Here is a 22,417-nt window from a genome sequence, read left to right on the forward strand (position 1 = left end):
CGCTAGTGCGGGACCAGCGATAGCAGCAGGTCGGGGCCGATCTGCTCCAGGGTGTCGAACCGCCAGCGCAATGCCCGGGCAATGTTGGGCACGCCGACGTCGTCGACGGCGGTGACCGGCCCGCCCAGCAGGATCGGTGCCACGTAGGCCAGGATGCGGTCGATCGCTCCCGCTCGCAGGAATGCCCCGGCCAACGTGGGGCCGCCCTCGAGCAGCACATCGGTGCGGTCGGCGAGGGCCCGCAGTACCTCGGCCGGGTCGTGGGTGCGGATCACCATGGTGCGTGAGTCGTCATTGAGCACGTGCGCGTCCGCGGAGATCTCACGCTGGCCCACCACCACCCGCAGTGGTTGACGTTCGGCCAGGGTGCCGTCGGGCAGCCGGGCGGTCAATGTGGGGTCGTCGACGAGCACGGTGCCGGTGCCGACCACGATGGCGTCGGCTGCCGCCCGACGGCGGTGCAGATCAGCCCGGGCTGCCTCGCTGGTGATCCACTGGCTGGAACCGTCGGCGGCCGCGCTGCGACCGTCAATGCTGGTGGCGTATTTCCAGGTGACGTGCGGGCGGCCGGTGCGTTGCTTGTGCAGCCACTCCCGCAACGGCCCCGTGCTCACGGCCGCGGCCTGCACCCCAGAAATAACCTGAACGCCCGCGTCGGCCAGCCGCGCCGCCCCGCCCCCCGCATCCGGGTTGGGGTCGTCGACGGCGTAGACCACCTGCGCCACCCCGGCGGCCAGCAGCGCGTCCACGCACGGCGGGGTTCTGCCGTGGTGATTGCAGGGCTCGAGCGTGACGACCGCCGTACCGCCGACGCTCAGCTCACCGGCCCGGCGCAACGCCACCACTTCGGCGTGCGCCTCGCCGGCCGGACGGGTTCCCCCGACGCCGACCACCCGGCCGTCGCGATCCAGAATGACCGCGCCCACGGGTGGATTGGGGTAGGTATTGCCCTTGACCCGCTGCGCCTGTTCGATCGCCAGCAGCATCGCGGCGTCATGGCCGACGGCATGCCCGCCGTCGCCTTCGGTGCTCATGCGCGCAGGTGCGGTGACGCCGCCAGAGCCTGACGTCGCAGTGATTCAACGGCGGCGCCCGGGTCAGCGGCGCTGTAGACGGCCGAGCCGGCGACAAAGCAGTCGACGCCGGCTTCCGCGGCCTGTTCGACGGTGTCGGCGTTGATGCCGCCGTCGATCTCCACCAGGATGTTCAACTCCCCGGAATCCACCAGCTTGCGCACGGCGCGCACCTTGCTCAGCACCTCGGGGATGAAGGACTGCCCGCCGAAACCGGGCTCCACCGACATCACCAGCAGGGTGTCGAAGTCCCGCAGGATCTCCAGGTAGGGCTCCAATGGCGTGCCGGGCTTGATGCTGAGTCCGGCTTTAGCGCCCGCGGCGCGGATGTCGCGGGCAACGGCGACCGGGTTGTCGGTGGCCTCGGCGTGGAATGTGACGTTGTATGCGCCGGCCTCGGCGTAGGGCGGCGCCCAGCGTCCCGGGTCCTCGATCATCAGATGGCAGTCCATCGGGATGTCGGTGGCCGCCAACAGACTCTGCACCACCGGCAAGCCCAGGGTCAGGTTCGGGACGAAATGGGCGTCCATCACATCGACGTGCAGCCAGTCCGCACCCTTGACAGCGGCGACCTCATCGGCGAGGCGGGCGAAATCGGCCGACAGGATCGACGGCGCGATCATGGCTCGTGACATGCGCTCAGATTACTTGTAGCGCCGCAGCGAACATGGCGTCGGTCCCGTGCCGGTGCGGCCACAGCTGCACGTGCGGTCCGTCGCCGAGCGCGTCGACCGGCGCGAACAGTTCCCGGGTGTCCAACGCACGCACCGGATGCCGGCGTAGTGCGTCGGCCACCACACCGACCGTTTCGGCCAGGTGCGGCGAGCATGTCGCGTACAGCACCACTCCCCCCGGCCGGGTCAGCCCGATCGCCGCGGCCAGCAATTCACGCTGCAGTTTCGCCAGTACCGGGATGTCGGCAGGCAGCCGGCGCCACCGGGCTTCGGGCCTACGCCGCAGGGCTCCCAACCCGGTGCAGGGCGCGTCGACCAGCACCCGGTCGAAGCCGGGTTCCAGACCCGACTCGCGACCGTCGGCAGTCAGCACCTCCACGCCCAGGCCGCGGGTGTTCTCGGCGACCAGCGCGGCCCGGTGCGGGGCCTGTTCAACGGCGGTCACCCGCGCCCCGGTCTGCGCGCCAAGGGCAGCCAGCAGCGCGGTCTTGCCGCCCGGCCCGGCGCATAGGTCCAGCCACCGGCCGGTGTCACCGTCGACCGGAGCCAATGTCAGGGCGCGGGCCACCAGCTGGCTGCCCTCGTCTTGGACCAGGGCCTGACCGGCGCGCACGGCATCGAGCTTGCCGGGGTCGCCGCCCGGCAGATAAACGGCGTAGGGCGAATACCGACCGACTTCGCCGTCCACCGCGGCGGCCAATTCGGCCGCGGTCAAGGCGCCCGGCCGGGCCGCCAGATGCACGCGGGGCCGTTCGTCGTCACCGGCCAGCACCGCATCGAGTTCACCGGCCGCGGCCCCCAGCGCGTCGGCGAACGCCTGCGCGATCCAGCGCGGGTGGGTGCGGACGAAGGCGGCGTGGCCGATCGGATCGCTGTCGGCATTCGGTGCCAGTTCCGCTGTCCAGGACTGCTCGTCGCGGGTGCTGATGGTGCGCAGCACGCCGTTGACGAAACCCCCACGTGCGGAGTCGAATTCGATGGCCGCCTGATCGACGGTGGTCGAAACCGCGGCATGCGGCTCGACTCGGGTCCGAAGCAGTTGATAGCTGCCCAGCCGCAGCAGATCCAGCAGCACCGGGTTGATCGTCTCGGGTGCTCGCTGCGCCGCCGCCCCGATGATGGCGTCAAGCAAGCCACGCACCCGGCAGGTGCCGTAGGTCAGTTCCGTGGCGAAAGCAGCGTCACGGCCGGTGATTCCGCGTTCGGCCAGCAGTGCCGGCAGCGCCAGGTTGGCGTAGGCATCGCGCTGCGAGACCGCCTGCAGCACATCGAATGCGGCACGGCGAGCCGGGTCCAGCGGTTTCCGGCGGGATTTGCGCGGGCCGTCGTGGGGACGCTGCGGACGGCGCTGGCCGCGTTGCGGTCCGGTCATGATGCCCGCACACCCGCGTCGAGCCGGGCGCCGCGCGCCCAGTCGGCGGCATTCATGAGTTTCTTTCCGGGCGGCTGGATCTGGCCCAACCGCACCGGCACCGATCCGGTACCGACCCACACATGCCGCCGGTCGACATGAATGTCGCCGGGTGACAGTCCTGCTGGGCCATCGTCGGCGAGGCCGACAGGACCGACCCTGACTCGTTGGTCGCCGATCATGGTCCAGGAGCCCGGGTTCGGGGTGACGGCACGGATCCGGCGCTCGATCACCGCGGCCGGCAGCTCCCAACGCACCCGTGCGTCATCGACGCTGATCTTCGACGCATAGCTGACCCCCTCGCTCGGCTGCGGCACCGCGTGCAGCGCTCCCTCATCGATGCCGTCGAGAGTGGCCGCCAGCAGTTCGGCGCCCGAAAGTGCCAGCCTCCCCAGCAGTTCACCCGCGGTGTCATCGGACCGGATGGTCTCGGTCACGACCCCGTAGACCGGCCCGGAGTCCAGTTCCGGCTCGATGCGAAAGGTCGTCGCCCCCGTCACCTCGTCGCCGGCGGCGATCGCCGCCTGCACCGGGGCCGCGCCCCGCCAGGCCGGCAGCAGGGAGAAGTGCAGGTTCACCCAGCCGTGCTTCGGCACCGCCAGCAACGCGTCGCGCAGCAGTGCCCCGTAGGCGACCACCGGGCAGCACTCCGGTGCCAGTTCGGCCAGCTCGGCGACGGACTCAGGTGCGTTGGGCTGGGCCGGCCGCAGCACCGGGATGCCGTGGTCGAGGGCCAGGCGGGCCACCGGAGACGGCTGCGGGGTCCCCCGCCGGCCGGATGCCGCGTCGGGTCGGGTCAATACCGCCACCACGTCGTGGCGCGGCGAATCGATCAGCCGTTGCAACGACGGCAACGCGGTGTCCGGGGTGCCGGCGAAGACAATGCGCACCGGGACAGTTTAGGGAAGTCGCGGCCGCTGGATTGCGGCGCGCCACAGCTCCTGAGCCTCTCGCACGCAATCATCGAGCGGTTGGGCCGTGTCGACGCGATGCGCGGTGTCCCAGTCAAAGTCCTGAGCGGTCAGCGCCGCGGCGATCTGCGGTGTGGCATCGGAGTTGCCCGGGGCTCTGTTTCTGATTCGGTCGGCGGCGACATCGCCGGGTACCACGCACTGGATCTCGGTGGTCGCCGCGTGTTTGTCGGCCGCCAGGCGGCGGGCTTCGGCGCGGACCTGCGCATCGCGCCAGGTGCCGTCGAGGATCACCGACTGACCGCCGGCCAGATGCCGGCCCGCCCGATGCAGGATCGCCTGGTAAACGGCAGCGACATTGGCCGGTGCGTACAAACCGGTGCCGAGGGAACCGGCCTCGCCACTTAGCTGCCCGGACTCGTGTAGTTCTTTGCGCACGTCATCGGTGGACACCACCACCGCCCCGACCCGTTCGGCGAGCGTTCGGGCCAGCGTCGACTTACCGGTTCCGGGACCGCCGCCGACGAGCACCAGCCGAATGGCGCCGTGCTCGAGGTGGCTCACGGCGATCTCCAGGTGGCGCGCCGCGGCGGCGTCGGCGCCGGACTTGCCCTGGGTCAGCTGCACGCAGTCGACTTTGGCCCGCACCGCGGCACGGTAGGCCATATAGAAATCCCGCAGCGACGACGGCGCAGCGTCGCCCGAATAGGCGGTGTAGCGGTTCAGGAAGTGGTCGCCGAGATCCTTGCGGCCGAGGAATTCCAAGTCCATCGCGAGGAAGGCGGCGTCGTCGATCCGGTCGAGGAAACGCAAGTCGTCACTGAACTCCAGGCAGTCGAGCAGCACCGGCTGGTTGTCCGTCCAGAAGATGTCGTCGGCGAGCAGGTCGGCGTGGCCGTCGACGATGCAGCCCTCGTCGATCCGCTGAGCGAACAGGCCCGCCCGGCCGGCAAGGTATGCGCCGGCAAGGTCCTCAACGTGCCGCACCAACTCGGCGGGCACCACGGTGTCGGCGTGGCGGTGCAGTGTGGGGAAGTTGTCGAACCACCGTTGGTAGATCGCCTCGGGCTTGCCCTGCAGGCTGATTCGCGGGCCGCGCTCAGCCCGGTCGTGGAAGTCGGCCAGCACCCGGGCGATGCTGTCGAGCACGTTTTCGACGGCAGCACCGCTGGAGACCATCGAAGCCAACCGCTGGTCGTCGTGATAGCGGCGCATCACGATGATCGGTTCAGGTGCTCCGGTGGATGCCCCGCTGAGATGGGCCACCCCGAAATAACTGTCGGGGGCAATACGGCTGTTGAGTCGGACTTCCCGCGCGCACGCCTCTTCGCGCTGCTCGACCGTGCGGAAATCCAGGAAGTCGGTCTGCACCGGCTTTTTGGCCTTGTAGGCCCGATCGCCGGCCAAGACCACCACGCCGGAGTGCGTTTCATGGGCCGCGACGTAGGGCGCCGCTTTCGGCGCACCCGCGTCGCCGTGTGTCGCGAACTCCATGGAATCCAGTGTTAACCATCGCGGCCGGGTGCGGGGCGGTCACCCCACCGCCCCGCGCGGCCGACGGTCATTTCGAGGCAGGCCGGACCACGATCACCGGAATCCCCGCGGCCTGAACCACCGCGGAGCTGACCGACCCCAAGAGCTGACTGGCGAATCCGCCACGGCCGCGACTGCCGACCACCACCAGCTGAGCCTGCTCGGCCGCCTTGATCAACCAGCGGGCCGGGTGGTCGCAGACGACCCGGCGCTCGACGGCGACATCCGGATATTGCTCCTGATAGCCGGCGAGGCGTTCGGCGAGGATCTCGTGGCCCTGGACCTCGTACTCATGTCGGTCAACGTTGAGGATCGGCATGACCCCGACGTCACTCCAGGCGTGCAAAGCCACTAGCGGCACCCCGCGGAACGAGGCCTCTTCAAAAGCCACCGCCGTAGCTCGCTCCGACGCGGGCGAACCGTCGATGCCCACCACTACGGGCGCATCTGTCGAGCAGGCCCGATCGGTGCGAATGACCGCGACCGGGCCCTGCGCGTGGTGAATCAGGCTGGTGCTCACCGAGCCCAGCAACAGGCGGCCGATCGCACCCAATCCCGTTGAGCCGACGACAGTCAGCCAGCAGTCCTTGGTGATACCGATCAGCGTCGAAACCACCTGGGAGTAGGCCATCACGGTGTGCACCTCCGGCGACGCGGCGTCGCCCCGGCTGGCGTCGACCACGTTGCGGGCCCGCGCCAGGATCTTGGTCGCCTCGTCGGCCTGCCAACTGGGCATCCCTTCAGCTACTGGCCCGGGGGGCCAGCCGGTCTCCAAGGGCGTCACCACATGCAGCAGCGTGATCGGCAACTGGCGCATGATCGCCTCATGCGTCGCCCAAGCCACTGCCGCGTCGGATTCAGGCGATCCGTCTACACCCACCACAACTCCGGGTGCCGTTCTCACTTGTGACATCGCAGCCCTCCAACCATGTTGACCGGCCCGCCAGCCGGCTAGCCGACTTACCTTTGAAATTACTGCGCCCCGGGACGATTCGGCAGGGGTCATTGGACCTCAATCGCACATCCACCGGCCTATCTCGTGAGATGCCCGCCTGCAAACTCTTGCGACAAAACCGATTCCGATCATGAAATATCGGTATACGATCTATTAGGGCAGCTGCCGAGTCGACAGCCACCGAACATCAAACGGAGGCGCACCATATGTTCCATCGCAGCAAGCACACGTAGCGAAGCGCAGGTTCTCGCGAGTACTGCAGCCGTTTGGCTTTCGCCGCTGCGTATTCCTGCGGGTTGCCATGCAGCTCTCTGGTGCGGACCGGGATCCACGCGCAGTAGCCACGAACAACTTCGGCGGAGACAACATCCACCGCCCCGCCCGTTTTCATCTCGTCGGGTCAATTGTCAATACAGACAACGGTGGCGGCCTCCCCCACCAACGGCCGACGACGGGCGCGGTCCGGACAAAGAATGGAGGACCGCGCCATGTTCACCCTGACGTACCACGGCGTCACAATGGCCGCCGCTGCCGCGATCGCCGCCGCCACGCTGCCGTACGGTGCGGCAGCGGCAGACCCGAATCAAGACGATCAATTTCTGGCGGTGCTCCAAGAGAAACAGATTCCCGCCATGGAGAACATCTCGACCGTTGTCGCCGCCGGCCATACCGTGTGCCGCAAACTCGATGACGGTATACCGGCGCGCACCGTACTCGACGGATTGAACAACGATGCCTACGGCATGAACCCCGACTTACGCGAGCAGTCGGATCGACTGTCGGCCACCATGAGCCGATTCATCGCGGCAGCGGTCGAGGTTTACTGCCCAGGCGATCAGAACAAGATTGCATCGCTGGCGGCCGGCCGCACGTGGCGCACCACCGGGCTCGCCCGGGTTTTCGTGGTAGCCAATCACCGTCCCCGCACCGACCTTCCTGGTGCGGTGCTCGGCTCACCGGTCGACACCATAGCCACCGGCGACGCGTCGCAGCCGAAACCGCCGAAGATTCCGCCGCCGCCGGCACCCAAGGCCAAGATCCCCCGGTCCCCCGGCGCCGTCACGAAACCACCGCCCCGGCAACAGCCGCCGCCCCCACAACAACTTCCACCGCCGGCGCCCCAAGCACCACCAGAGCAGCTGCCGCCCCCGCCACCGGAGCAGCCGCCCCCGCCACCGCAAGACCTGCCGGCCCCGGGCGGTCCGCAGTCCGGCAGTGCCACCGACGGCAGCGGCCCAGGCAACGGCGGCAGTGGCAGCGGTGGCGCCGGCGGTGGGGGCGCCGACAACGGCGCGCCCGCAGAGCCCCCACCGGCACCGCCCAGGCCACCCGGCATGATCCAACTCGTGCCGTGGTGAGGCGGGGCCGGCCGATTGGCTAACCGATGTGCAGCGGATCGATCTGCACCCGCACCGGGTGGGTCGACCCACGTGCACTGAGCACCCCGATGCCGTGGCGCAACGCCGACGCCAACGGTAAGCCGTGATCGCGGCCCACCCGAACCAGCATCCGGATGACATTCAGCTCGTCGGGGACACCGGCGGGACGCCGCACTCCCGGCGGCAGCGGCACCGGCCCCAGCAGGTCGGCGCCGTCGGGCAGCCGCGCCTGCTCCAGCAACGTCGTCACCGAGTCCGGATCTCCGTCGAGCGCAGCCATGTGCACCGCGGGCGGCAGCCCCACCTCGGCTCGGGTGGCCAGCTCGGCCTCGGCGTGGCCGACCGGGTCCCACCGGATCAGGGCCTGCACCGTCGGGATCGACGATTCGGCGACCACCGTCACCAGCCCGCCGGACGCATGGTCACGCACCAGCGCCGCCGCTCCCATCCAGCGCCGCAGCGTGTCCTCGGCGGCACGCAGATCCTGGCGGCCCAGCAGCGCCCAACTGTCGAGCAGCAACGCTGCCCCGTAGCCGTGCGGGGCGCGGGGTTCGGCGCCGGGAGTGGCGATCACCAGGGCTGCACCGTCCTCGATGCGGTCGACGATGGTGTCACCGGCGGAGGTGACGACCGGGGTGCCCGGGAAGGCGCGGCCAAGTTCTTCGGCGGTGCGCCGGGCGCCGATGACCACCGCCCGCACGGCATCCGACCCGCAGCGCGCACAGCGCAGCGCCGGATCAACCCTGCCGCACCAGCGGCACAATGCGGCACTACCGCGCTCCGACAGCGACAACGGGCCGGTGCAGTGCCGACAGCGGGCAATCGCGCGACAGCGCCCGCAGGCCAGCGACGGCACATAACCCCGCCGAGGCACCTGCACCAGTACCGGCGCGCCAGCCGCGAGTGCGCTGCGCGCGCTCTGCAGGGCGACGGTGGGCAAGCGAGCACTGCGCGCCGCCGCGTCGCGCTCCTCGGCATAGCCGGTGTCGTCGAGTGCGACCACCCGCGGCACGGCCGCCCGCAACACCGCCCGCGGGGCCACCACGTCGTGCGCCCACCCGGTGCCCACCAGGGCGTGCGCTTCGGCGGTGCGGGCGTGCCCGCCGATCAGGGCCGCGCAGCCCGCCAGGTGGGCCCGCAGCATCGCCACGTCGCGGGCATGCGGGTAGGGCGCCCGTGGCTCGGACAGCGAGTCGTCGCCGTCATCCCAGACCATCACCAGGCCCAGATCGGCCAGTGGGGCGAACACCGCGCTTCGCGTGCCGATCACCAGGCGTGCCCCGCCGCGCAGTACCGACAGCCAGCGGCGGTAACGGGTGGCCGGACCCAGCCCCGCGGACAGCGCTACCACTACCGACGCGTCGATTCGGGCCGTCGCGGCACCACACAGCGCATCGACGTCGCGCTGATCGGGCACGATTGCCAGGGCGGTTCGGCCGGCGCGAATCGTCTGGGCGGCAGCGTCGACGAACCGGTCGGTCCACGAGTCGCCGGGTAGCACCTGCCATACCGCGCGAGCGGCCCGGCCTTCGCCCAGCGCGGCCAGGAACGATCCGCCCGCCACATACCGCTGCCAACCGGCGGGATCTACCGGGGCGATGACGGGGGGCTCGGTTGGCGTCATCGCTTCACGTTCCACCCGGGCGTGCCGCGGCGGCACGGCCAGCCGCAGCACGTCGGCCCGGCTCCCGGCGTAGCGTGCGGCCACCGCTTCCACCAGCCGGCGGACCTCCTCGGTGAGCACCGGTTCGGCCGAGACCACCCGCTCCAGCCGGCCCAGCCGGCCGACATGGTCGGTGTCGACGCGGCGCTCCCAGACGAAGGCGTCCACCAGCCGGCCATGAAAGCGCACCCGCACGCGCGCCCCGGGAAGGGCGTCCTCGGCCTGCTCCGGCGTGACCAGATAGTCGAACTCACGGTCCAGGTGCGGCACCGAGAGCATCGGCAGTACCCGAGCGATGGGCTCGCCGGGGTCGTCGGGCTCGGTGTCGACACTCACCACGCAGGTCTAGCAGACTCCGCCGACCGCAGCCGACGGCGGATCACAAGGGGCGCGGGCTGTGGATCGTCGGAACCGATGCCAGCTGCACTGAATTACGTTGCTGCGGTATGCCCGAACAGCGCGGGGCCCACGCGGCCACGGCGCGGGTCCGTGAAGCAGACCTCGCCACGCGAATGCAGACTGCGCAACTGACCGATCACGCGCTGGCCGCCGCAGTGAACGCCGCGGCCGATCACGCCCGCGCCGCGCGCCGCCACCTCGATGCCATCCACGGCGAGATCCGTGACGCGCTGGACGATCCGTGGGCAGCGGTGTGGGACACCCCGGCCGGCGTCCGCCAGTTCCAGCGGTTCCTGGCTGCCAAGACTCGAGAGATATGGCGGGTGCTCGGCGACGCGGTCGCCGACGACCGACGCCAGACGGCGCGGTTACGGGCGGTGGGTGCCGGTTACGGTGTGCCGGCCCGGCTGCGCGACCGGATCAACAGGCAGGCGCTGGCCGCCGACATCCGCCGGGTGGTCAACGCGACGTCGGCACTCAGTGCCGCCGACATCGTGCGCTACGAAAATGCGCTACGCGTCCGCGACGGGCTCGCCGCCAACTCCGGTGACGGCACGGCCCCGGTGCTGCTGCTCACCTATGAACCGGCAGCGTTCGGCGGGCGCGGGCGGGCCGCAATCGCGATCGGCGATCCGGACAGCGCTGACAACATCACCGTGCTGGTGCCCGGCGCACACAGCAGCGTCCGCGATGGCTACCTGGCGCACCCGCAGGGGCGCAATGTCTATCGCGAGGTGGTCCGCTCCGATCCGGATCGCAGCAATTCGGTCGTCGTGTGGATGGGCTATCGCGCGCCGGACAGCCTGTTCGATCCCGCGGTGACGCAGCCGGCCGCCGCCCGGGCGGGGGGTCGACTGCTGGCCGCCGACGTCCGCGCCCTGGCGGCGTCGCACGTGGGCGCCTCGCACGTCACCGTGATCGGACACTCCTATGGTTCGACAACCGTGGCCGACGCCGCGGCCTCGGCGGGATTGGGCGCCGACGACGTAGTGCTGGTGGGCTCACCGGGAACCGACCTGGCCCACAGCGCCAACGACTTTCACCTGCCCGCGGGAGGACATGTGTATGTGGGGGCGGCCTCGTCGGATCCGATCACCGGTTTCGGCGGCCAGCCGCAACTGCCCCTGCCGACAACGTCGGCGACGGTCGGGCTCGGCGCCGATCCGGCCGCAGATGGCTACGGATCCACTCGGTTCAAAGCCGAGAACCGCGCCGTGACGTTGCCGATGAGCAGCCACAGCTCCTACTTCGCTCCCGGCGGCGAATCGCTTTTCAGCATCGGCGACATCGCCTCGGGTCACGGCGATGCGTTGGCGACCCACCACATGACCGCACTGCACCGCCGTCGACTGCCCGCGTTCGATCCGGAACGACTGCGCCCCGGGACCGGGAATCACCGGCATTGACCGATCTGGCCCGGCGACGAACCTCAGCCCGCAGCCGCTTCTTCGGTGCCGGTGGACCGGCCGAAGAAGAATCCGGCCGTGATCAGCAGCTGTGCTGCCGCGTAGGCCCACCAAATCGGCGCCGCCAGTAGCTCATTGCCCAAGACGAACTGGCTGGCTCCGATCATCGCGTCCGATACCGCAAAGCACACCGCACCGACCGCGGTCCAGGGTGTGGGCAGCTTCGCCAGAAGCGCGGCGCACACCATGGCGCCGAGCACCGCGACGTACACCGTCACGGGCAGCGTCATACCTTCGCGGGCCATTCCGGGCCAGAACCATGCCAACAGCACCAGGCAGCTCGCCGCGACCACGCCGGCCCCGACCAGCCGGCCGCGCGACACCACCGCCAGCGGCAGCAACGCGCCCAAAAAGCACAGGTGCGCCACCAGGAACGCGGCCAGACCCGCAACGAAGGACGGTTCCCACCACGGAATCGCCAGTAACCAGTCGCCGGTCGCCGAGAAGATCAGGGCGGGGATCAGCCAGCGCGCCTCCCGCAGGATCGGGTGGGCAGCCGCAGCGAACGCCAACAGCACCGCCATCGCCGCCTTGAAGGCCGGCTGCCCGATCCACTGTCCGGTCAGCGCCTCTCCCGGCGTCGAGCGCAACGCCACCACCGTCAGGAAGATGCCGTAAGCCACTCCGAGCCATCCCGCCGCTGCCCAGCCGGTGAAAACTCGTCTGGTTGCGTACGGTGTTTTTATGCCAGCAATCGACCCCATAGTGCTGAAGGTACTGGAAGCCATCCCGTTCCGACTGACACTGGACGACGGCGCGGAGGCGGCGCGTCGCGCCATGCGCGACCTGCCCCATCGACCGGTGTACCCGGAGGTGCCCAGCGAGGACCGGGTGATCGCCGGACCCGGTGGCGACCTGCCGATCCGCATCTACCGGCCGGCGGGCACCGAATCGGGCGCCGCTCCGGTGGTGGTGTTCTTTCACGGTGGCGGCTTCGTCGCCGGCGACCTCGACACGCACGACGGCACGGCGCGCATGCATGCCGTCGACGCCGGCGCAGTGGTGGTCTCGGTCGACTATCGGCTGGCCCCGGAGAACCTGTTCCCGGCCGCCGTCGAGGACGCGATGGCGGCCACCGAGTGGGTGGCGGCCCACGCCGCCGAGTTGGGCGTAGACCCGTCGAGGCTGGCGGTCGCCGGGGACTCAGCCGGCGGCAACTTGGCCGCGGTGGTGACACAGCTGGCCCGCGACGCCGGCGCCCCGGCGATCGCCTTCCAGTTGCTCTGGTACCCGGCCACCACCTACGACGGCAGCCTGCCGTCGTTCACCGAGAACGCCAATGCGCCGATCATCGACAGTGCCGCGATCGCCGCATTGACGCGCGCCTATGCCGGGGACCTGGATCTGACCAGCCCGCCGGCGATGCTGGCCCCGGCGCGCGCCGAGAATCTGGCCGGCCTGCCACCGGCCTACATCGCGGTCGCCGGCCACGATCCGCTGCGCGACGACGGCATCCGTTATGGCGAGTTGCTGGCCGCTGCCGGGGTTCCGGTGCAGGTGCACAACGCCGAGACGCTGGTGCACGGTTATCTGGGCTACGCCGGAGTGATCCCGGTGGCCACCGACGCCGCCGACCGTGGTCTGGCCGCTTTGCGGGCTGCCCTGGCGTGATGCGATGCGGCTGAATCAGGTCACCGTCGGCAGCACCGACCTGGACCGTGCCGAGCGGTTCTACCGGCTGCTGGGACTGCGGCTGATCGTCAAAACGGACGACTACCTGCGATTCGAGTGCCCCGACGGGGACAGCACCTTCTCCGTGGAACGCGTCGGCGAGGTCGTGGCCGGCGAGCAGGTGACCATCTATTTCGAAGCCGACGACCTCGACGACCAGTACCAGCGCTTGCGCGGTTCGATTGAGTTCACCCAACCACCGACCGACATGCCGTGGCTGTGGCGAGAGGCTCGGCTGCACGATCCCGACGGCCACCGGTTGTGCCTGTATCACGCCGGCGAGGCTCGCCGGAATCCGCCATGGCGGCTGGGACCGCCGCGGGGAGCCCAGGATTTGCCCTAACACCACCCCGGTCCCCCGGCGTGCGCGTTACCGTCGACCTCGATTCACATAGGCGACGAGGAGCGGACCGTGAGCGAGGAACCCGACCACGAGATCCTGATCGTCGGCGCCGGCTTCTCCGGCATCGGAGCGGCGATCACCCTCGACCGCGCCGGGATGACGGACTATGTGATCATCGAAGCCGGCGACGGGGTCGGCGGCACCTGGCACTGGAACACCTATCCGGGTATCGCCGTGGACATTCCGTCGTTCTCCTACCAGTTCTCCTTCGAGCAGAGCCCGGACTGGTCGCGCACGTACGCGCCCGGCGGGGAGCTCAAGGCCTACGCCGAGCACTGCGTCGACAAGTACGGTCTGCGCTCGCGAATCCGGTTCGGCACCATGGTGGTTGCCGCGGAGTTCGACGTGGACCACGGCTGGTGGCGGGTGCAGACGGACTTCGCCGGCGAGCTCACGGCGCGATTCCTGATCAACGCGAGCGGGGTGCTGACCACCCCGAACCTGCCTGACATCGCCGGTGTCGACACGTTCGCCGGAGTGACGGTCCACACCGCCCGCTGGGACCACTCGCTAGACCTGACCGGCAAGCGCGTGGCGGTGATCGGCACCGGAGCCTCTGCGGTGCAGGTGATCCCGGAGATCGCGCCGGAGGTTTCCTCGCTCACCGTGTTTCAGCGGACACCGATCTGGTGTTTCCCGAAATTCGATGTGCCGCTAGCTGCTCCGATTCGCTGGGCGATGCGAATACCTGGCGGCAAGTCCCTGCAGCGGCTGGTCAGCCAGGCCTACGTCGAGGCGACCTTCCCCATCGCGGCGCAGTACTTCACGGTGTTTCCGCTGGCCAAGCGGATGGAGTCGGCCGGGCGGGCGTATCTGCGGCGGCAGGTGCACGACCCGGAGCTGCGTAAGCAGCTCACCCCGCGCTATGCCGTCGGCTGCAAGCGCCCCGGCTTCCACAACACCTACCTGTCGACGTTCAACCGTGACAACGTTCATCTGGTGGTTGATCCCATCGACCGGATCACCCCCACCGGCATCGTCACCGCCGACGGGACGTCCCACGAGGTCGACGTGCTGATCCTGGCCACCGGGTTCAAAGTGATGGACAGCGACAACATTCCTACGTTCACCGTCACCGGGACCGGCGGCCAGACCCTGGCCCAGTTCTGGGATGAGCACCGGCTGCAGGCCTACGAGGGGGTCAGCATCCCCGGATTCCCCAACCTGTTCAGCGTCTTCGGCCCATACGGCTACGTCGGGTCGTCATACTTCGCGCTGGTCGAAGCGCAGACCCACCACATCGTGCGGTGCCTGACGAGCGCCCGCGACCGTGGGGCGACCCGGATCGAGATATCGGAGGCGGCCAACGCCCGGTACTTCGACGAGATGATGAGCAAACGGCACCGGCAGGTGTTCTGGCAGGACAGCTGCAAATCGGCCAACAGCTACTACTTCGACAAGCATGGTGATGTCCCGTTGCGGCCCACCACCACGGTGGAGGCCTACTGGCGCAGTCGCCGCTTCGACCTCGACGACTACCGGTTCAGCGCCTGATTTATTACGGCGCGAGCAGACGCATAGGCCCCCAAATCCGGTCGGAAATGGGGGCCTATGCGTCTGCTCGGCGGAATTAAATGGCGCGCTTGAGGTCGTCGACCTTGTCGAGCTTCTCCCACGGCAGTTCGATGTCGGTGCGGCCGAAGTGGCCGTAAGCCGCGGTCGGTGCGTAGATCGGACGCAGCAGGTCCAGGTCACGCACGATCGCGCCCGGGCGCAAGTCGAAGACCTCGGGCACGATCTTCTCGATCTTGACCGGGTCGACGGTGGCGGTGCCGAAGGTCTCGATGAACAGACCGACCGGCGCGGCCTTGCCGATGGCGTAGGCCACCTGAACCTCGACGCGCTGCGCCAAGCCCGCCGCGACGATGTTCTTGGCCACCCAGCGCATCGCGTACGCGGCGGAGCGGTCCACCTTCGACGGGTCCTTGCCGGAGAAGGCGCCGCCGCCGTGGCGAGCCCAGCCGCCGTAGGTGTCAACGATGATCTTGCGGCCGGTCAGGCCAGCGTCACCCATGGGCCCGCCGACAACGAAGTTGCCGGTCGGGTTGATCAGGATGCGGGTCGACGAGGAGTCCAGAGTCTCGTGGGCGAGTTCGGCCAGCACGGTGGAGATCACGTGCTCGCGGAGATCGGGGTCCAGGGTCTTCACCAGGTCGATGCCCTCGGCGTGCTGGGTGGAGATCACCACGGTGTCCAGCCGGGTCGGGACGTCATCCTCGTACTCGATGGTGACCTGGGTCTTGCCGTCCGGGCGCAGGTAGTCCAGCGTTCCGTTCTTGCGGACCTCGGTCAGCCGCCGCGACAGCCGGTGGGCCAGCGCGATGGGCAGCGGCATCAGCTCCGGGGTGTCGGCGATCGCGTAGCCGAACATCAGGCCCTGGTCGCCGGCGCCCTGCGAGTCCAGCGGGTCGGCCGCGCCCTCGACGCGCGCTTCATGCGCGGTGTCGACGCCCTGGGCGATGTCGGGCGACTGTGCGCCGATCCCGATGTTGACGCCACAGGTCGTGCCGTCGAAGCCCTTGTCCGACGAGTCGTAGCCGATCTCCAGGATGCGCTCGCGCACGGTGTTGGTGATATTGGCGAACGCTTCGCGGGCGTTGGTCGTCACCTCACCGACTACGTGCACCTGGCCGGTGGTGACCAGGGTTTCCACCGCAACACGTGAACGGGGGTCATCGGCGAGCAGTGCGTCGAGCACCGAGTCGCTGATGGCGTCACAGATCTTGTCGGGGTGGCCCTCGGTCACCGACTCACTGGTGAACAGCCGTCCCTTTTCGCTCACAATGTCGCCTTCCGGGTAATCCATCAAGAAGTTAGCTCGGGCTAATATAGCCGTGCGGTCCTCGGGAGAGCCTGGCAGCCCGGTTCGCATCCCCCGGCGCCAAGGGCCGGGTAATGGCTGCGCTGCCCCGCGTTCAGAAAATCCTCGACAACATCCCCCACGACGAGAAACCTGATCGACTCGGCCCTGCGAGCGCCTACTCTACCGTCCCGCCGTCGCCGTCGCCTTTTCGACCCGAACCGCCCAGCCGACCAATGACCGCAGATAACTCAGAACCAAGTCGTCCGGGTGCGCCCGCGGATCGGTGAGGTGCAGCAGGGCCAGTTCCTCCAACGCCGACAACAACAGCCGTGTCGTCACACCGTCGGCGTCGACCGGGTAGCCCGCCAACCGAGAGAGCCGCCCCGCGGCGATGGTTCGGGCATAGCGACGGCCCGCTTCGGTGCGAGCCCCCAACTGCGGCGGAGCGCCGGCCGGCGGACTCAGGATGATGCGCCAACTGGTAGGCGCCGCATGCAGATACGCCAGGATGCCGCGACCGAGTGCATCCGGGTCGTCGTCGAGCGGACCCTCTACGCTGCGCATCCCAGCGAAGGCGATGGCCGATTCGCGGTCCAGCAGCGCCGTCATCAGTCCGGCCAGATCGCCGAAGTTCTGGTACACCACCGTCCGGGTCACCTCCGCGGCGCGGGCCACCCGGTCGATCGTTACCGCGGCATAGCCCTCGGCGGCGACGATGTCGCGAGCGTGGTCGAGCAACTGCATTCGTCGCGCGTGTGCCGACATCCGCCGCTTCGGCTCCGGCTGGGCGCTCACGTCGATGCCCGCAACTCGAGCAGTAACTCCACGGCGCGGGCAGCGCTCTGCGCGGCGCTCTCCATGGTCGCCGACCAATCGGTACGGGTCCAGTCGCCGGCGAGCACCAGACTCGGCACCGACGTGCGCTGATCCGGGCGGAGCCCATCGGTGCCCACCACCTGCGAAAAGGTGGCCTTGGGCATCTTGACCACCTGCGCGGCCACCACGTTCGCCTCGGCCGCGGCCGGATAGTAGCGGCGCAGCATGTCCATCTGTTCGGCCACGATCTGCTCGTTGGACCGGTGGATCTGCTCGTACGCGCCGCTGGTGGTCAGGCAATACAGCCAGGCACCGTTGGGATCGCGGCGCTGCATCCGCTGCCGGTCGAACACCTCATCGATGACGCCCGTGCCGCCGATCACCGATTCCATCGCCGCCTCGGTGCCCAATGGCCGGTCCAGGTAGAGGTTGGTACTGACGATCGGTGTGTAGTGCAATTTTTCTGCAGCGGCGTAAATTTCGGCGTGCTCGGGCAGATCATCGAGCAAGCCGGCGATATTCGAGTTGGGCACGGCACACACCACCGCGTCCGCCGCCACCTCCGTGCCGTCTGCCAATTGCACGGCACGAACGGCATTGCCCTCCAAAACGATTCGCCGAGCGACTGCGCGGTAACGCACCTCGACACCAAGTCGGTCGAAAACGGCGAGCGCGCCGGAGATATAGAGCGTGTCGAGATCGGTGGTGGGATAGCCGATCGTCACCGCACTGCGGTGGCGCAGCCCGAGTCGGATTCCGGTGGCCAGGACATCGGCAAAGACCTTCGCCGAACCGCGGTCCACCGGCTCGGCGGCAATGCCGAGCGCCAGCCAGTCCCACACGGCCTCCCGGGCGCGAGCCGGCATCCCGACGCGGCGCAGCCACTGGTCGGTGGTCAGATCGGGCAGATCAGCGGGTTGGAACAGCGCCTCGCCGGTCAGACGCACCGTCGCCGCAGCGGTCCGCAGCCGGTCGAACAGGCTCGCGTCGGGGTGCGGCCCGAACAGCGTCCGCACCGCGCCCAGGCCGCGGGTCACCAAGGTGGTGGTGGCCCCGCCGGGCCAGCGCAGCGTTCCACCGGTCGGAAACTCGACCATCGATCGGGTGCCGACACTGGTCAAGTAGCGAAACAAGTGGTCGTAGCCGCTGGCGATCACATGCTGACCGTTGTCCGCGAGGTCCGCTATCCCCTGCACCCGCATCGCCTGGGTGCGTCCGCCGAGCCTCCCGCGCCGCTCCAGCAGCGTCACCTTCTTTCCGGCCTCGGCCAGCCAGACCGCTGCGGCCAGCCCGGCCAGGCCGCCCCCGATCACCACGTAGCGACGATCGTCCATGCCCGGCCCCTCTCGGCTAACTTACGATTTGAAAGTTAGTCCAGGGACGACGAGCGGTCAACGGTCCGCTGTAGTAGTGATTTCAGACAGAGGGCTTAGTCGCGCTAACCGCGGTTGCTGGCCAGGAACGCCACGATCGCATCCACGATGCGGCTGGCCATCAACGTCTTGGAGCCCGACTCCAGGGCGGACTCGGTCCCGTCCGCGGCCAACAGCCACCCGTCGTTGTGGTCGACCTCGAATGCCCGCCCGTCCCCGACCGCGTTGACCACCAACAGGTCACAGCCCTTGCGGCGCAGCTTGGCCCGGGCGTGGAACAGCACGTCGCCGTTCTCGTCACCCGTCTCGGCGGCGAAGCCGACAATGGCCCGCATATTGGGCAGCTGCCCGTCCGTGCGGGCACGCACCGCGCCGGCCAGCACGTCGTCGTTGCGGACCAGCTCGATGGTCGGCTCCCCCGCGCTGTCGGGGCCCTTCTTGATCTTGGCCTGCGCGACCCGCACCGGACGGAAGTCGGCGACAGCCGCGGCCATCACCAACACGTGCGCCTCGGGGGCATGCTTGGACACCGCATCATGCAGTTGCTGGGCCGAGCTGACGTGCACCACGTGGACGCCGGCCGGGTCGATCAGCCCCGCGGTGTGCGCGGCGATCAGGGTGACCTCGGCACCACGCTGGGCCGCCACCCGGGCCACGGCGTAGCCCTGCTTGCCCGAACTGCGGTTACCGATGAAGCGGACCGGGTCGATCGGCTCGCGGGTGCCGCCTGCGGTCACCAGGACCTTCCGCCCGGCCAGGTCGTGCGGCAATGCGTCGGCGCGCTCCAGCAGCAGCGACGCGAAGGTGTTGATCTCTTCGGCCTCGGGCAGCCGGCCCGGGCCGGTGTCGGCGCCGGTCAGCCGGCCCGATGCGGGCTCAAGGACGACCGCGCCGCGTTCCCGCAGCGTCGCGACATTGGCGACGGTGGCCGGATGCTGCCACATCTCGGTATGCATGGCCGGGGCGAACAGCACCGGACAGCGGGCGGTGAGCAGGGTGGCGGTCAGCAAATCGTCGGCGCGACCGGCCACTGCCCGGGCCAACAGGTCAGCGGTGGCCGGTGCCACCACCACCAAGTCGGCCTGCTGGCCGATCGCCACATGGGGCACGCGGGGCACGTCGTCGAAGACCCCGGTGTCGACCGGTTGGCCCGAGAGCGCCTCGAAGGTGGCTGCCCCGACAAACCTCAGGGCGGACTCGGTCGGGACGACGCGAACCGAATGGCCCGCCTCGGCCAGCTGTCGGACGACGGTGCACGCCTTGTATGCGGCGATGCCTCCGGAGACACCGACGACGACCCGTTTCTGGCCCACCGGTATGACCCGTCCTGCCCGGCTCCGGCTACTCGCCTTCGGTGTATTCGAGCAGGTCGCCGTGGATCTCGCGCAGCGCGATCGACAGCGGCTTCTCCTGCAGGCCAGGCTCGACCAGCGGCCCGACGTACTCGAGGATGCCCTCACCGAGCTGGTTGTAGTAGTCGTTGATCTGCCGCGCCCGCTTGGCCGCGTAGATCACCAGCGCGTACTTGCTCGACGCCCGCTGCAGCAGCTCATCGATGGGCGGGTTGGTGATGCCGAGGGGCGTGTCATAACCGCCGATCGAGGCCGGATCGAACTCCTCGGCGTCGGTCACCACGGCCGAGTCGGTCTGCGAGGTACTCACTTAAGACAATCTCCTGAAGCTGTTTGGCTGGGGGCGGGTCGCGCCTGCTGGTTGTTGTCCGGGTAAATCAGACCGCGCCCGGTGCGGTATCCACCAGCAAGGATACCAATTCTGAGCAGGCTGTTTCCAATCGACCGTTGACCACGATGGCGTCGAAGTCTCCCTGCGCCGCCAACTCGGTGCGTGCGGTGGCCAATCGGCGTTCCATGACCTCTGCGGATTCGGTGCCGCGGCCGGCCAGTCTGGCCTGCAGCGTCTCCCAGTCCGGCGGGGCCAGAAACACCGTCACAGCCTCCGGAAGGGCCTGCTTGATGGCCCGGGCCCCGGCCAGGTCGACCTCGATCAGAACGGGCCGGCCGGAGCGGGTGGCGTCGATGACGGGGGCCGCCGGAGTACCTGAGCGCTGCAGGCCGCCGTGGATATCGGCCCACTCCAGCAGCTCATTTTTCTCAACTAGCCGGTCGAACTCGGCCGGCGAAACAAATCGGTAGTCGACGCCGTCCACCTCCCCGGGCCTGGGTGCCCGGGTGGTGGCCGACACACTGAAATACAAGTCCGGTACCCGCTCCCGCAGGCACCGGACCACGCTCGACTTACCGACCGCGGATGGACCGGACAGCACTACAACGCGTCCCGCGTGCCCGCTGTCCGGTCCTCCACCGGTATTCACTGCCGGGTCAGGAGAAGTCGAACTTCTCCAGCAGCGCCTTGCGCTGCCGGTCACCCAGGCCGCGCAGCCGGCGGGTGGGGGCGATCTCCAGCTCGGTCATGATCTCCTGCGCCTTGACCTTGCCGACCTTCGGCAACGCTTCCAGCAGCGCAGACACCTTCATCTTGCCAAGGACCTCGTCGGTCTCGGCGTCCTTGAGCACCTGCTTGAGATTGGTGCCGCCACGCTTCAGCCGGTCCTTGAGCTCCGCTCGGGCCCGACGTGCGGCCGCCGCCTTCTCCAACGCGGCGGCGCGCTGCTCGTCGGTCAACTGGGGAAGGGCCACGATTCCTCCGTCTCGTCATCATCGACAACGTCGATGTTTTCCTTGTCCCGGCCAGGTACTTCGGCCAGAGACGACGACCGTACCCACGCCGTCTGACGAAATCTAACCCCACCCCCCCGTTTCCGGCTACAAATGCCCAGCGTATGGGGTCTGGGCGCGGCGCCGTCGAACCTGAGTCGGCCGCCATCGCTCGGCCCGCCCCAGGTGAACCGCAATCTTCGGCGAACCAGCCCGAAAAACCACGCTGACCTCGCCTTTTGCCAGTTCTTGTCGGCGGGATGGGACGCCGCGCCATGGGCGCAGTGGTGGCCTTCGGGATGTGACCGGACATTCATGCCATTGGCTTCGCACCTCGCGGCGTGTCGGGCGTGTCGAGGTCAGGTTCGGCCCGCCCGGCGCCATCCCCTGGCGGAGCCACCGCGGCGGGCGCCGCCATCCCGACGCGGTAGGTGACCACCATGTTCTGCCCCGAATTCGTCATGCCAGGGAGCACGGGCCCGCTGATTCGCCGGCCCGACAGCCCGTAGCCACCAACCCCGTCTATTTCCCCGCGAAGGCCAGTGGCGCGACAAGAAACTGGAATCCAGCAGCCCCGGTGGACTGACAGCAACTATTCAGGCAGTTTCTACATTTGAACGGTCGAAGGCGCGGGTTAGCCGCCTAATGTTCCGGCCAGGTGGGTGGTCCACCCGGGGGTGTTTATGGGGGGGGTATGACTATGAACATTTCCGCTGAATACCGTTTCGGTAGAGAAAGTGGGAATTGATGGCGATGACGACAATGGGCCGTGCTGGCCGGTGGGCTCTTGCGGCGTCCATGGTGTTGACCCTCGGGGCATTCGGGATAGGCGCGGCCAGCGCGGATCCCAACGACGGAATCAACGGCGCCGCCGGCAACAACGGCGGGGTGAATGTCAACATGGGGCCCTTCGGCGGCGGTATGAATACCGGCAACAACGGCGGCTTCAACTTCGGCCCTAATGGAATCGGCGCCGGCGGCGGCCAAAACAACAGCGCCAACGTCAACATGGGGCCCTTCGGCGGCGGTATGAATGTCGGCAGAAACGGCGGCTTCAACTTCGGCCCTAATGGAATCGGCGCCGGCGGCGGCCAGAACAACAGCGCCAACGTCAACATGGGGCCCTTCGGCGGCGGGTACAACGCCAACACCGGAGGCGGCGTCAACTTCGGCGGCCGGTAACCAGCAAGCCAGGGCCTGCGTGGGCGCCCC

At 68.9% G+C, this 22,417-nt stretch carries 21 protein-coding genes; 6 read left to right on the forward strand and 15 right to left on the reverse strand.

The annotated features are described in order from the left end of the window. Nucleotides 1–2 precede the first annotated feature (2 nt). From ribD to MJO54_RS12835, 6 genes are all read right to left on the reverse strand, one after another. Nucleotides 3–1,034, reverse strand: a complete 1,032-nt coding sequence (ribD, locus tag MJO54_RS12810; RefSeq protein ID WP_046285319.1) for a bifunctional diaminohydroxyphosphoribosylaminopyrimidine deaminase/5-amino-6-(5-phosphoribosylamino)uracil reductase RibD — start codon at nucleotides 1,032–1,034, stop codon at nucleotides 3–5. Then, nucleotides 1,031–1,708, reverse strand: coding sequence for a ribulose-phosphate 3-epimerase (gene rpe / locus MJO54_RS12815; RefSeq protein ID WP_192830614.1), 678 nt, complete (start codon nucleotides 1,706–1,708; stop codon nucleotides 1,031–1,033). Before rpe ends, ribD begins: the two co-directional genes overlap by 4 nt. A gap of 4 nt (nucleotides 1,709–1,712) precedes the next feature. Beyond that, nucleotides 1,713–3,119: an RsmB/NOP family class I SAM-dependent RNA methyltransferase gene (locus MJO54_RS12820; RefSeq protein WP_046285318.1), complete on the reverse strand. Its 1,407-nt coding sequence runs from the start codon at nucleotides 3,117–3,119 to the stop codon at nucleotides 1,713–1,715. Continuing rightward, the gene (gene fmt / locus MJO54_RS12825; RefSeq protein WP_046285317.1) at nucleotides 3,116–4,048 is read right to left on the reverse strand and encodes a methionyl-tRNA formyltransferase; all 933 of its coding nucleotides are present in this window, start codon (nucleotides 4,046–4,048) and stop codon (nucleotides 3,116–3,118) included. Before fmt ends, MJO54_RS12820 begins: the two co-directional genes overlap by 4 nt. A 9-nt stretch (nucleotides 4,049–4,057) precedes the next feature. Next, nucleotides 4,058–5,563: a bifunctional aminoglycoside phosphotransferase/ATP-binding protein gene (locus MJO54_RS12830; RefSeq protein WP_105295179.1), complete on the reverse strand. Its 1,506-nt coding sequence runs from the start codon at nucleotides 5,561–5,563 to the stop codon at nucleotides 4,058–4,060. A gap of 67 nt (nucleotides 5,564–5,630) precedes the next feature. After that, nucleotides 5,631–6,515, reverse strand: a complete 885-nt coding sequence (locus MJO54_RS12835) for a universal stress protein (RefSeq protein WP_105295180.1) — start codon at nucleotides 6,513–6,515, stop codon at nucleotides 5,631–5,633. Between the two features lie 530 nt (nucleotides 6,516–7,045). On the opposite strand from MJO54_RS12835, the gene MJO54_RS12840 reads away from it, so the two are divergent. Beyond that, entirely contained in the window at nucleotides 7,046–7,915 is an 870-nt protein-coding gene (locus MJO54_RS12840) for a DUF732 domain-containing protein (RefSeq protein ID WP_064889853.1), read from the forward strand. A 19-nt stretch (nucleotides 7,916–7,934) separates the two neighbouring features. Here MJO54_RS12840 and MJO54_RS12845 read toward each other — a convergent pair whose 3' ends face one another. Next, complete coding sequence (locus tag MJO54_RS12845; RefSeq protein WP_240175982.1) at nucleotides 7,935–9,878, reverse strand: primosomal protein N'; 1,944 nt, start codon at nucleotides 9,876–9,878, stop codon at nucleotides 7,935–7,937. 167 nt (nucleotides 9,879–10,045) lie between these two features. Between MJO54_RS12845 and MJO54_RS12850 the strand changes: the two genes are divergently transcribed. Next, nucleotides 10,046–11,404: an alpha/beta hydrolase gene (locus MJO54_RS12850; protein WP_240175008.1), complete on the forward strand. Its 1,359-nt coding sequence runs from the start codon at nucleotides 10,046–10,048 to the stop codon at nucleotides 11,402–11,404. Nucleotides 11,405–11,427: 23 nt separating this feature from the next. On the opposite strand, the gene MJO54_RS12855 is transcribed toward MJO54_RS12850, so the two are convergent. After that, nucleotides 11,428–12,168, reverse strand: a complete 741-nt coding sequence (locus MJO54_RS12855) for a lysoplasmalogenase (RefSeq protein WP_240175009.1) — start codon at nucleotides 12,166–12,168, stop codon at nucleotides 11,428–11,430. Between MJO54_RS12855 and MJO54_RS12860 the strand changes: the two genes are divergently transcribed. The 3 genes from MJO54_RS12860 (at nucleotide 12,149) to MJO54_RS12870 (ending at nucleotide 15,032) form a co-directional block, all read left to right on the forward strand. Next, nucleotides 12,149–13,075: an alpha/beta hydrolase gene (locus MJO54_RS12860; protein ID WP_046285313.1), complete on the forward strand. Its 927-nt coding sequence runs from the start codon at nucleotides 12,149–12,151 to the stop codon at nucleotides 13,073–13,075. The genes MJO54_RS12855 and MJO54_RS12860 overlap by 20 nt on opposite strands. 4 nt (nucleotides 13,076–13,079) lie before the next feature. Next, nucleotides 13,080–13,478: a VOC family protein gene (locus MJO54_RS12865; protein WP_240175010.1), complete on the forward strand. Its 399-nt coding sequence runs from the start codon at nucleotides 13,080–13,082 to the stop codon at nucleotides 13,476–13,478. A gap of 69 nt (nucleotides 13,479–13,547) precedes the next feature. After that, complete coding sequence (locus MJO54_RS12870; RefSeq protein ID WP_064889826.1) at nucleotides 13,548–15,032, forward strand: flavin-containing monooxygenase; 1,485 nt, start codon at nucleotides 13,548–13,550, stop codon at nucleotides 15,030–15,032. 76 nt (nucleotides 15,033–15,108) lie between these two features. On the opposite strand, the gene metK is transcribed toward MJO54_RS12870, so the two are convergent. The 7 genes from metK to mihF all read right to left on the reverse strand — a co-directional run bounded on the left by metK (nucleotide 15,109) and on the right by mihF (nucleotide 21,187). Beyond that, a complete protein-coding gene (gene metK, locus MJO54_RS12875; RefSeq protein ID WP_046285324.1) occupies nucleotides 15,109–16,320 on the reverse strand; it encodes a methionine adenosyltransferase in 1,212 nt (403 codons plus the stop codon). A gap of 201 nt (nucleotides 16,321–16,521) precedes the next feature. After that, nucleotides 16,522–17,106, reverse strand: coding sequence for a TetR/AcrR family transcriptional regulator (locus tag MJO54_RS12880; protein ID WP_046285323.1), 585 nt, complete (start codon nucleotides 17,104–17,106; stop codon nucleotides 16,522–16,524). A gap of 26 nt (nucleotides 17,107–17,132) precedes the next feature. Further along, nucleotides 17,133–18,491 (reverse strand): hydroxysqualene dehydroxylase HpnE, encoded by a 1,359-nt coding sequence (gene hpnE, locus MJO54_RS12885; RefSeq protein WP_046285311.1) that lies wholly within the window; start codon nucleotides 18,489–18,491, stop codon nucleotides 17,133–17,135. Between the two features lie 104 nt (nucleotides 18,492–18,595). Beyond that, nucleotides 18,596–19,843 (reverse strand): bifunctional phosphopantothenoylcysteine decarboxylase/phosphopantothenate--cysteine ligase CoaBC, encoded by a 1,248-nt coding sequence (coaBC, locus tag MJO54_RS12890; RefSeq protein WP_046285310.1) that lies wholly within the window; start codon nucleotides 19,841–19,843, stop codon nucleotides 18,596–18,598. Nucleotides 19,844–19,871: 28 nt separating this feature from the next. Beyond that, nucleotides 19,872–20,192: a DNA-directed RNA polymerase subunit omega gene (gene rpoZ, locus MJO54_RS12895; RefSeq protein WP_046285309.1), complete on the reverse strand. Its 321-nt coding sequence runs from the start codon at nucleotides 20,190–20,192 to the stop codon at nucleotides 19,872–19,874. 67 nt (nucleotides 20,193–20,259) lie between these two features. Then, nucleotides 20,260–20,862, reverse strand: coding sequence for a guanylate kinase (gmk, locus tag MJO54_RS12900; protein ID WP_064889832.1), 603 nt, complete (start codon nucleotides 20,860–20,862; stop codon nucleotides 20,260–20,262). A gap of 7 nt (nucleotides 20,863–20,869) precedes the next feature. Beyond that, the gene (mihF, locus tag MJO54_RS12905) at nucleotides 20,870–21,187 is read right to left on the reverse strand and encodes an integration host factor, actinobacterial type (RefSeq protein ID WP_003932123.1); all 318 of its coding nucleotides are present in this window, start codon (nucleotides 21,185–21,187) and stop codon (nucleotides 20,870–20,872) included. Nucleotides 21,188–21,952: 765 nt separating this feature from the next. Here mihF and MJO54_RS12910 point away from each other — a divergent pair. Beyond that, nucleotides 21,953–22,387, forward strand: a complete 435-nt coding sequence (locus tag MJO54_RS12910) for a hypothetical protein (RefSeq protein WP_240175011.1) — start codon at nucleotides 21,953–21,955, stop codon at nucleotides 22,385–22,387. Nucleotides 22,388–22,417 lie beyond the last annotated feature (30 nt).

Origin of the sequence: Mycolicibacter virginiensis (assembly GCF_022374935.2) — a bacterium.
GTDB lineage: Bacteria > Actinomycetota > Actinomycetes > Mycobacteriales > Mycobacteriaceae > Mycobacterium > Mycobacterium virginiense.

Bases quoted from the DNA above. Each gene is read 5' to 3' on its own strand.
- MJO54_RS12845 (WP_240175982.1), bottom strand. From the start codon at position 9,878: ATGCTCTCGGTGCCGCACCTGGACCGTGAGTTCGACTATCTGGTCACG.
- MJO54_RS12910 (WP_240175011.1), top strand. From the start codon at position 21,953: ATGGCGATGACGACAATGGGCCGTGCTGGCCGGTGGGCTCTTGCGGCG.
- rpe (WP_192830614.1), bottom strand. From the start codon at position 1,708: ATGTCACGAGCCATGATCGCGCCGTCGATCCTGTCGGCCGATTTCGCC.
- MJO54_RS12865 (WP_240175010.1), top strand. From the start codon at position 13,080: ATGCGGCTGAATCAGGTCACCGTCGGCAGCACCGACCTGGACCGTGCC.
- ribD (WP_046285319.1), bottom strand. From the start codon at position 1,034: ATGAGCACCGAAGGCGACGGCGGGCATGCCGTCGGCCATGACGCCGCG.
- hpnE (WP_046285311.1), bottom strand. From the start codon at position 18,491: ATGGACGATCGTCGCTACGTGGTGATCGGGGGCGGCCTGGCCGGGCTG.
- MJO54_RS12860 (WP_046285313.1), top strand. From the start codon at position 12,149: ATGCCAGCAATCGACCCCATAGTGCTGAAGGTACTGGAAGCCATCCCG.
- MJO54_RS12880 (WP_046285323.1), bottom strand. From the start codon at position 17,106: ATGTCGGCACACGCGCGACGAATGCAGTTGCTCGACCACGCTCGCGAC.
- MJO54_RS12850 (WP_240175008.1), top strand. From the start codon at position 10,046: ATGCCCGAACAGCGCGGGGCCCACGCGGCCACGGCGCGGGTCCGTGAA.
- MJO54_RS12840 (WP_064889853.1), top strand. From the start codon at position 7,046: ATGTTCACCCTGACGTACCACGGCGTCACAATGGCCGCCGCTGCCGCG.
- MJO54_RS12830 (WP_105295179.1), bottom strand. From the start codon at position 5,563: ATGGAGTTCGCGACACACGGCGACGCGGGTGCGCCGAAAGCGGCGCCC.
- MJO54_RS12835 (WP_105295180.1), bottom strand. From the start codon at position 6,515: ATGTCACAAGTGAGAACGGCACCCGGAGTTGTGGTGGGTGTAGACGGA.
- MJO54_RS12855 (WP_240175009.1), bottom strand. From the start codon at position 12,168: ATGGGGTCGATTGCTGGCATAAAAACACCGTACGCAACCAGACGAGTT.
- MJO54_RS12820 (WP_046285318.1), bottom strand. From the start codon at position 3,119: ATGACCGGACCGCAACGCGGCCAGCGCCGTCCGCAGCGTCCCCACGAC.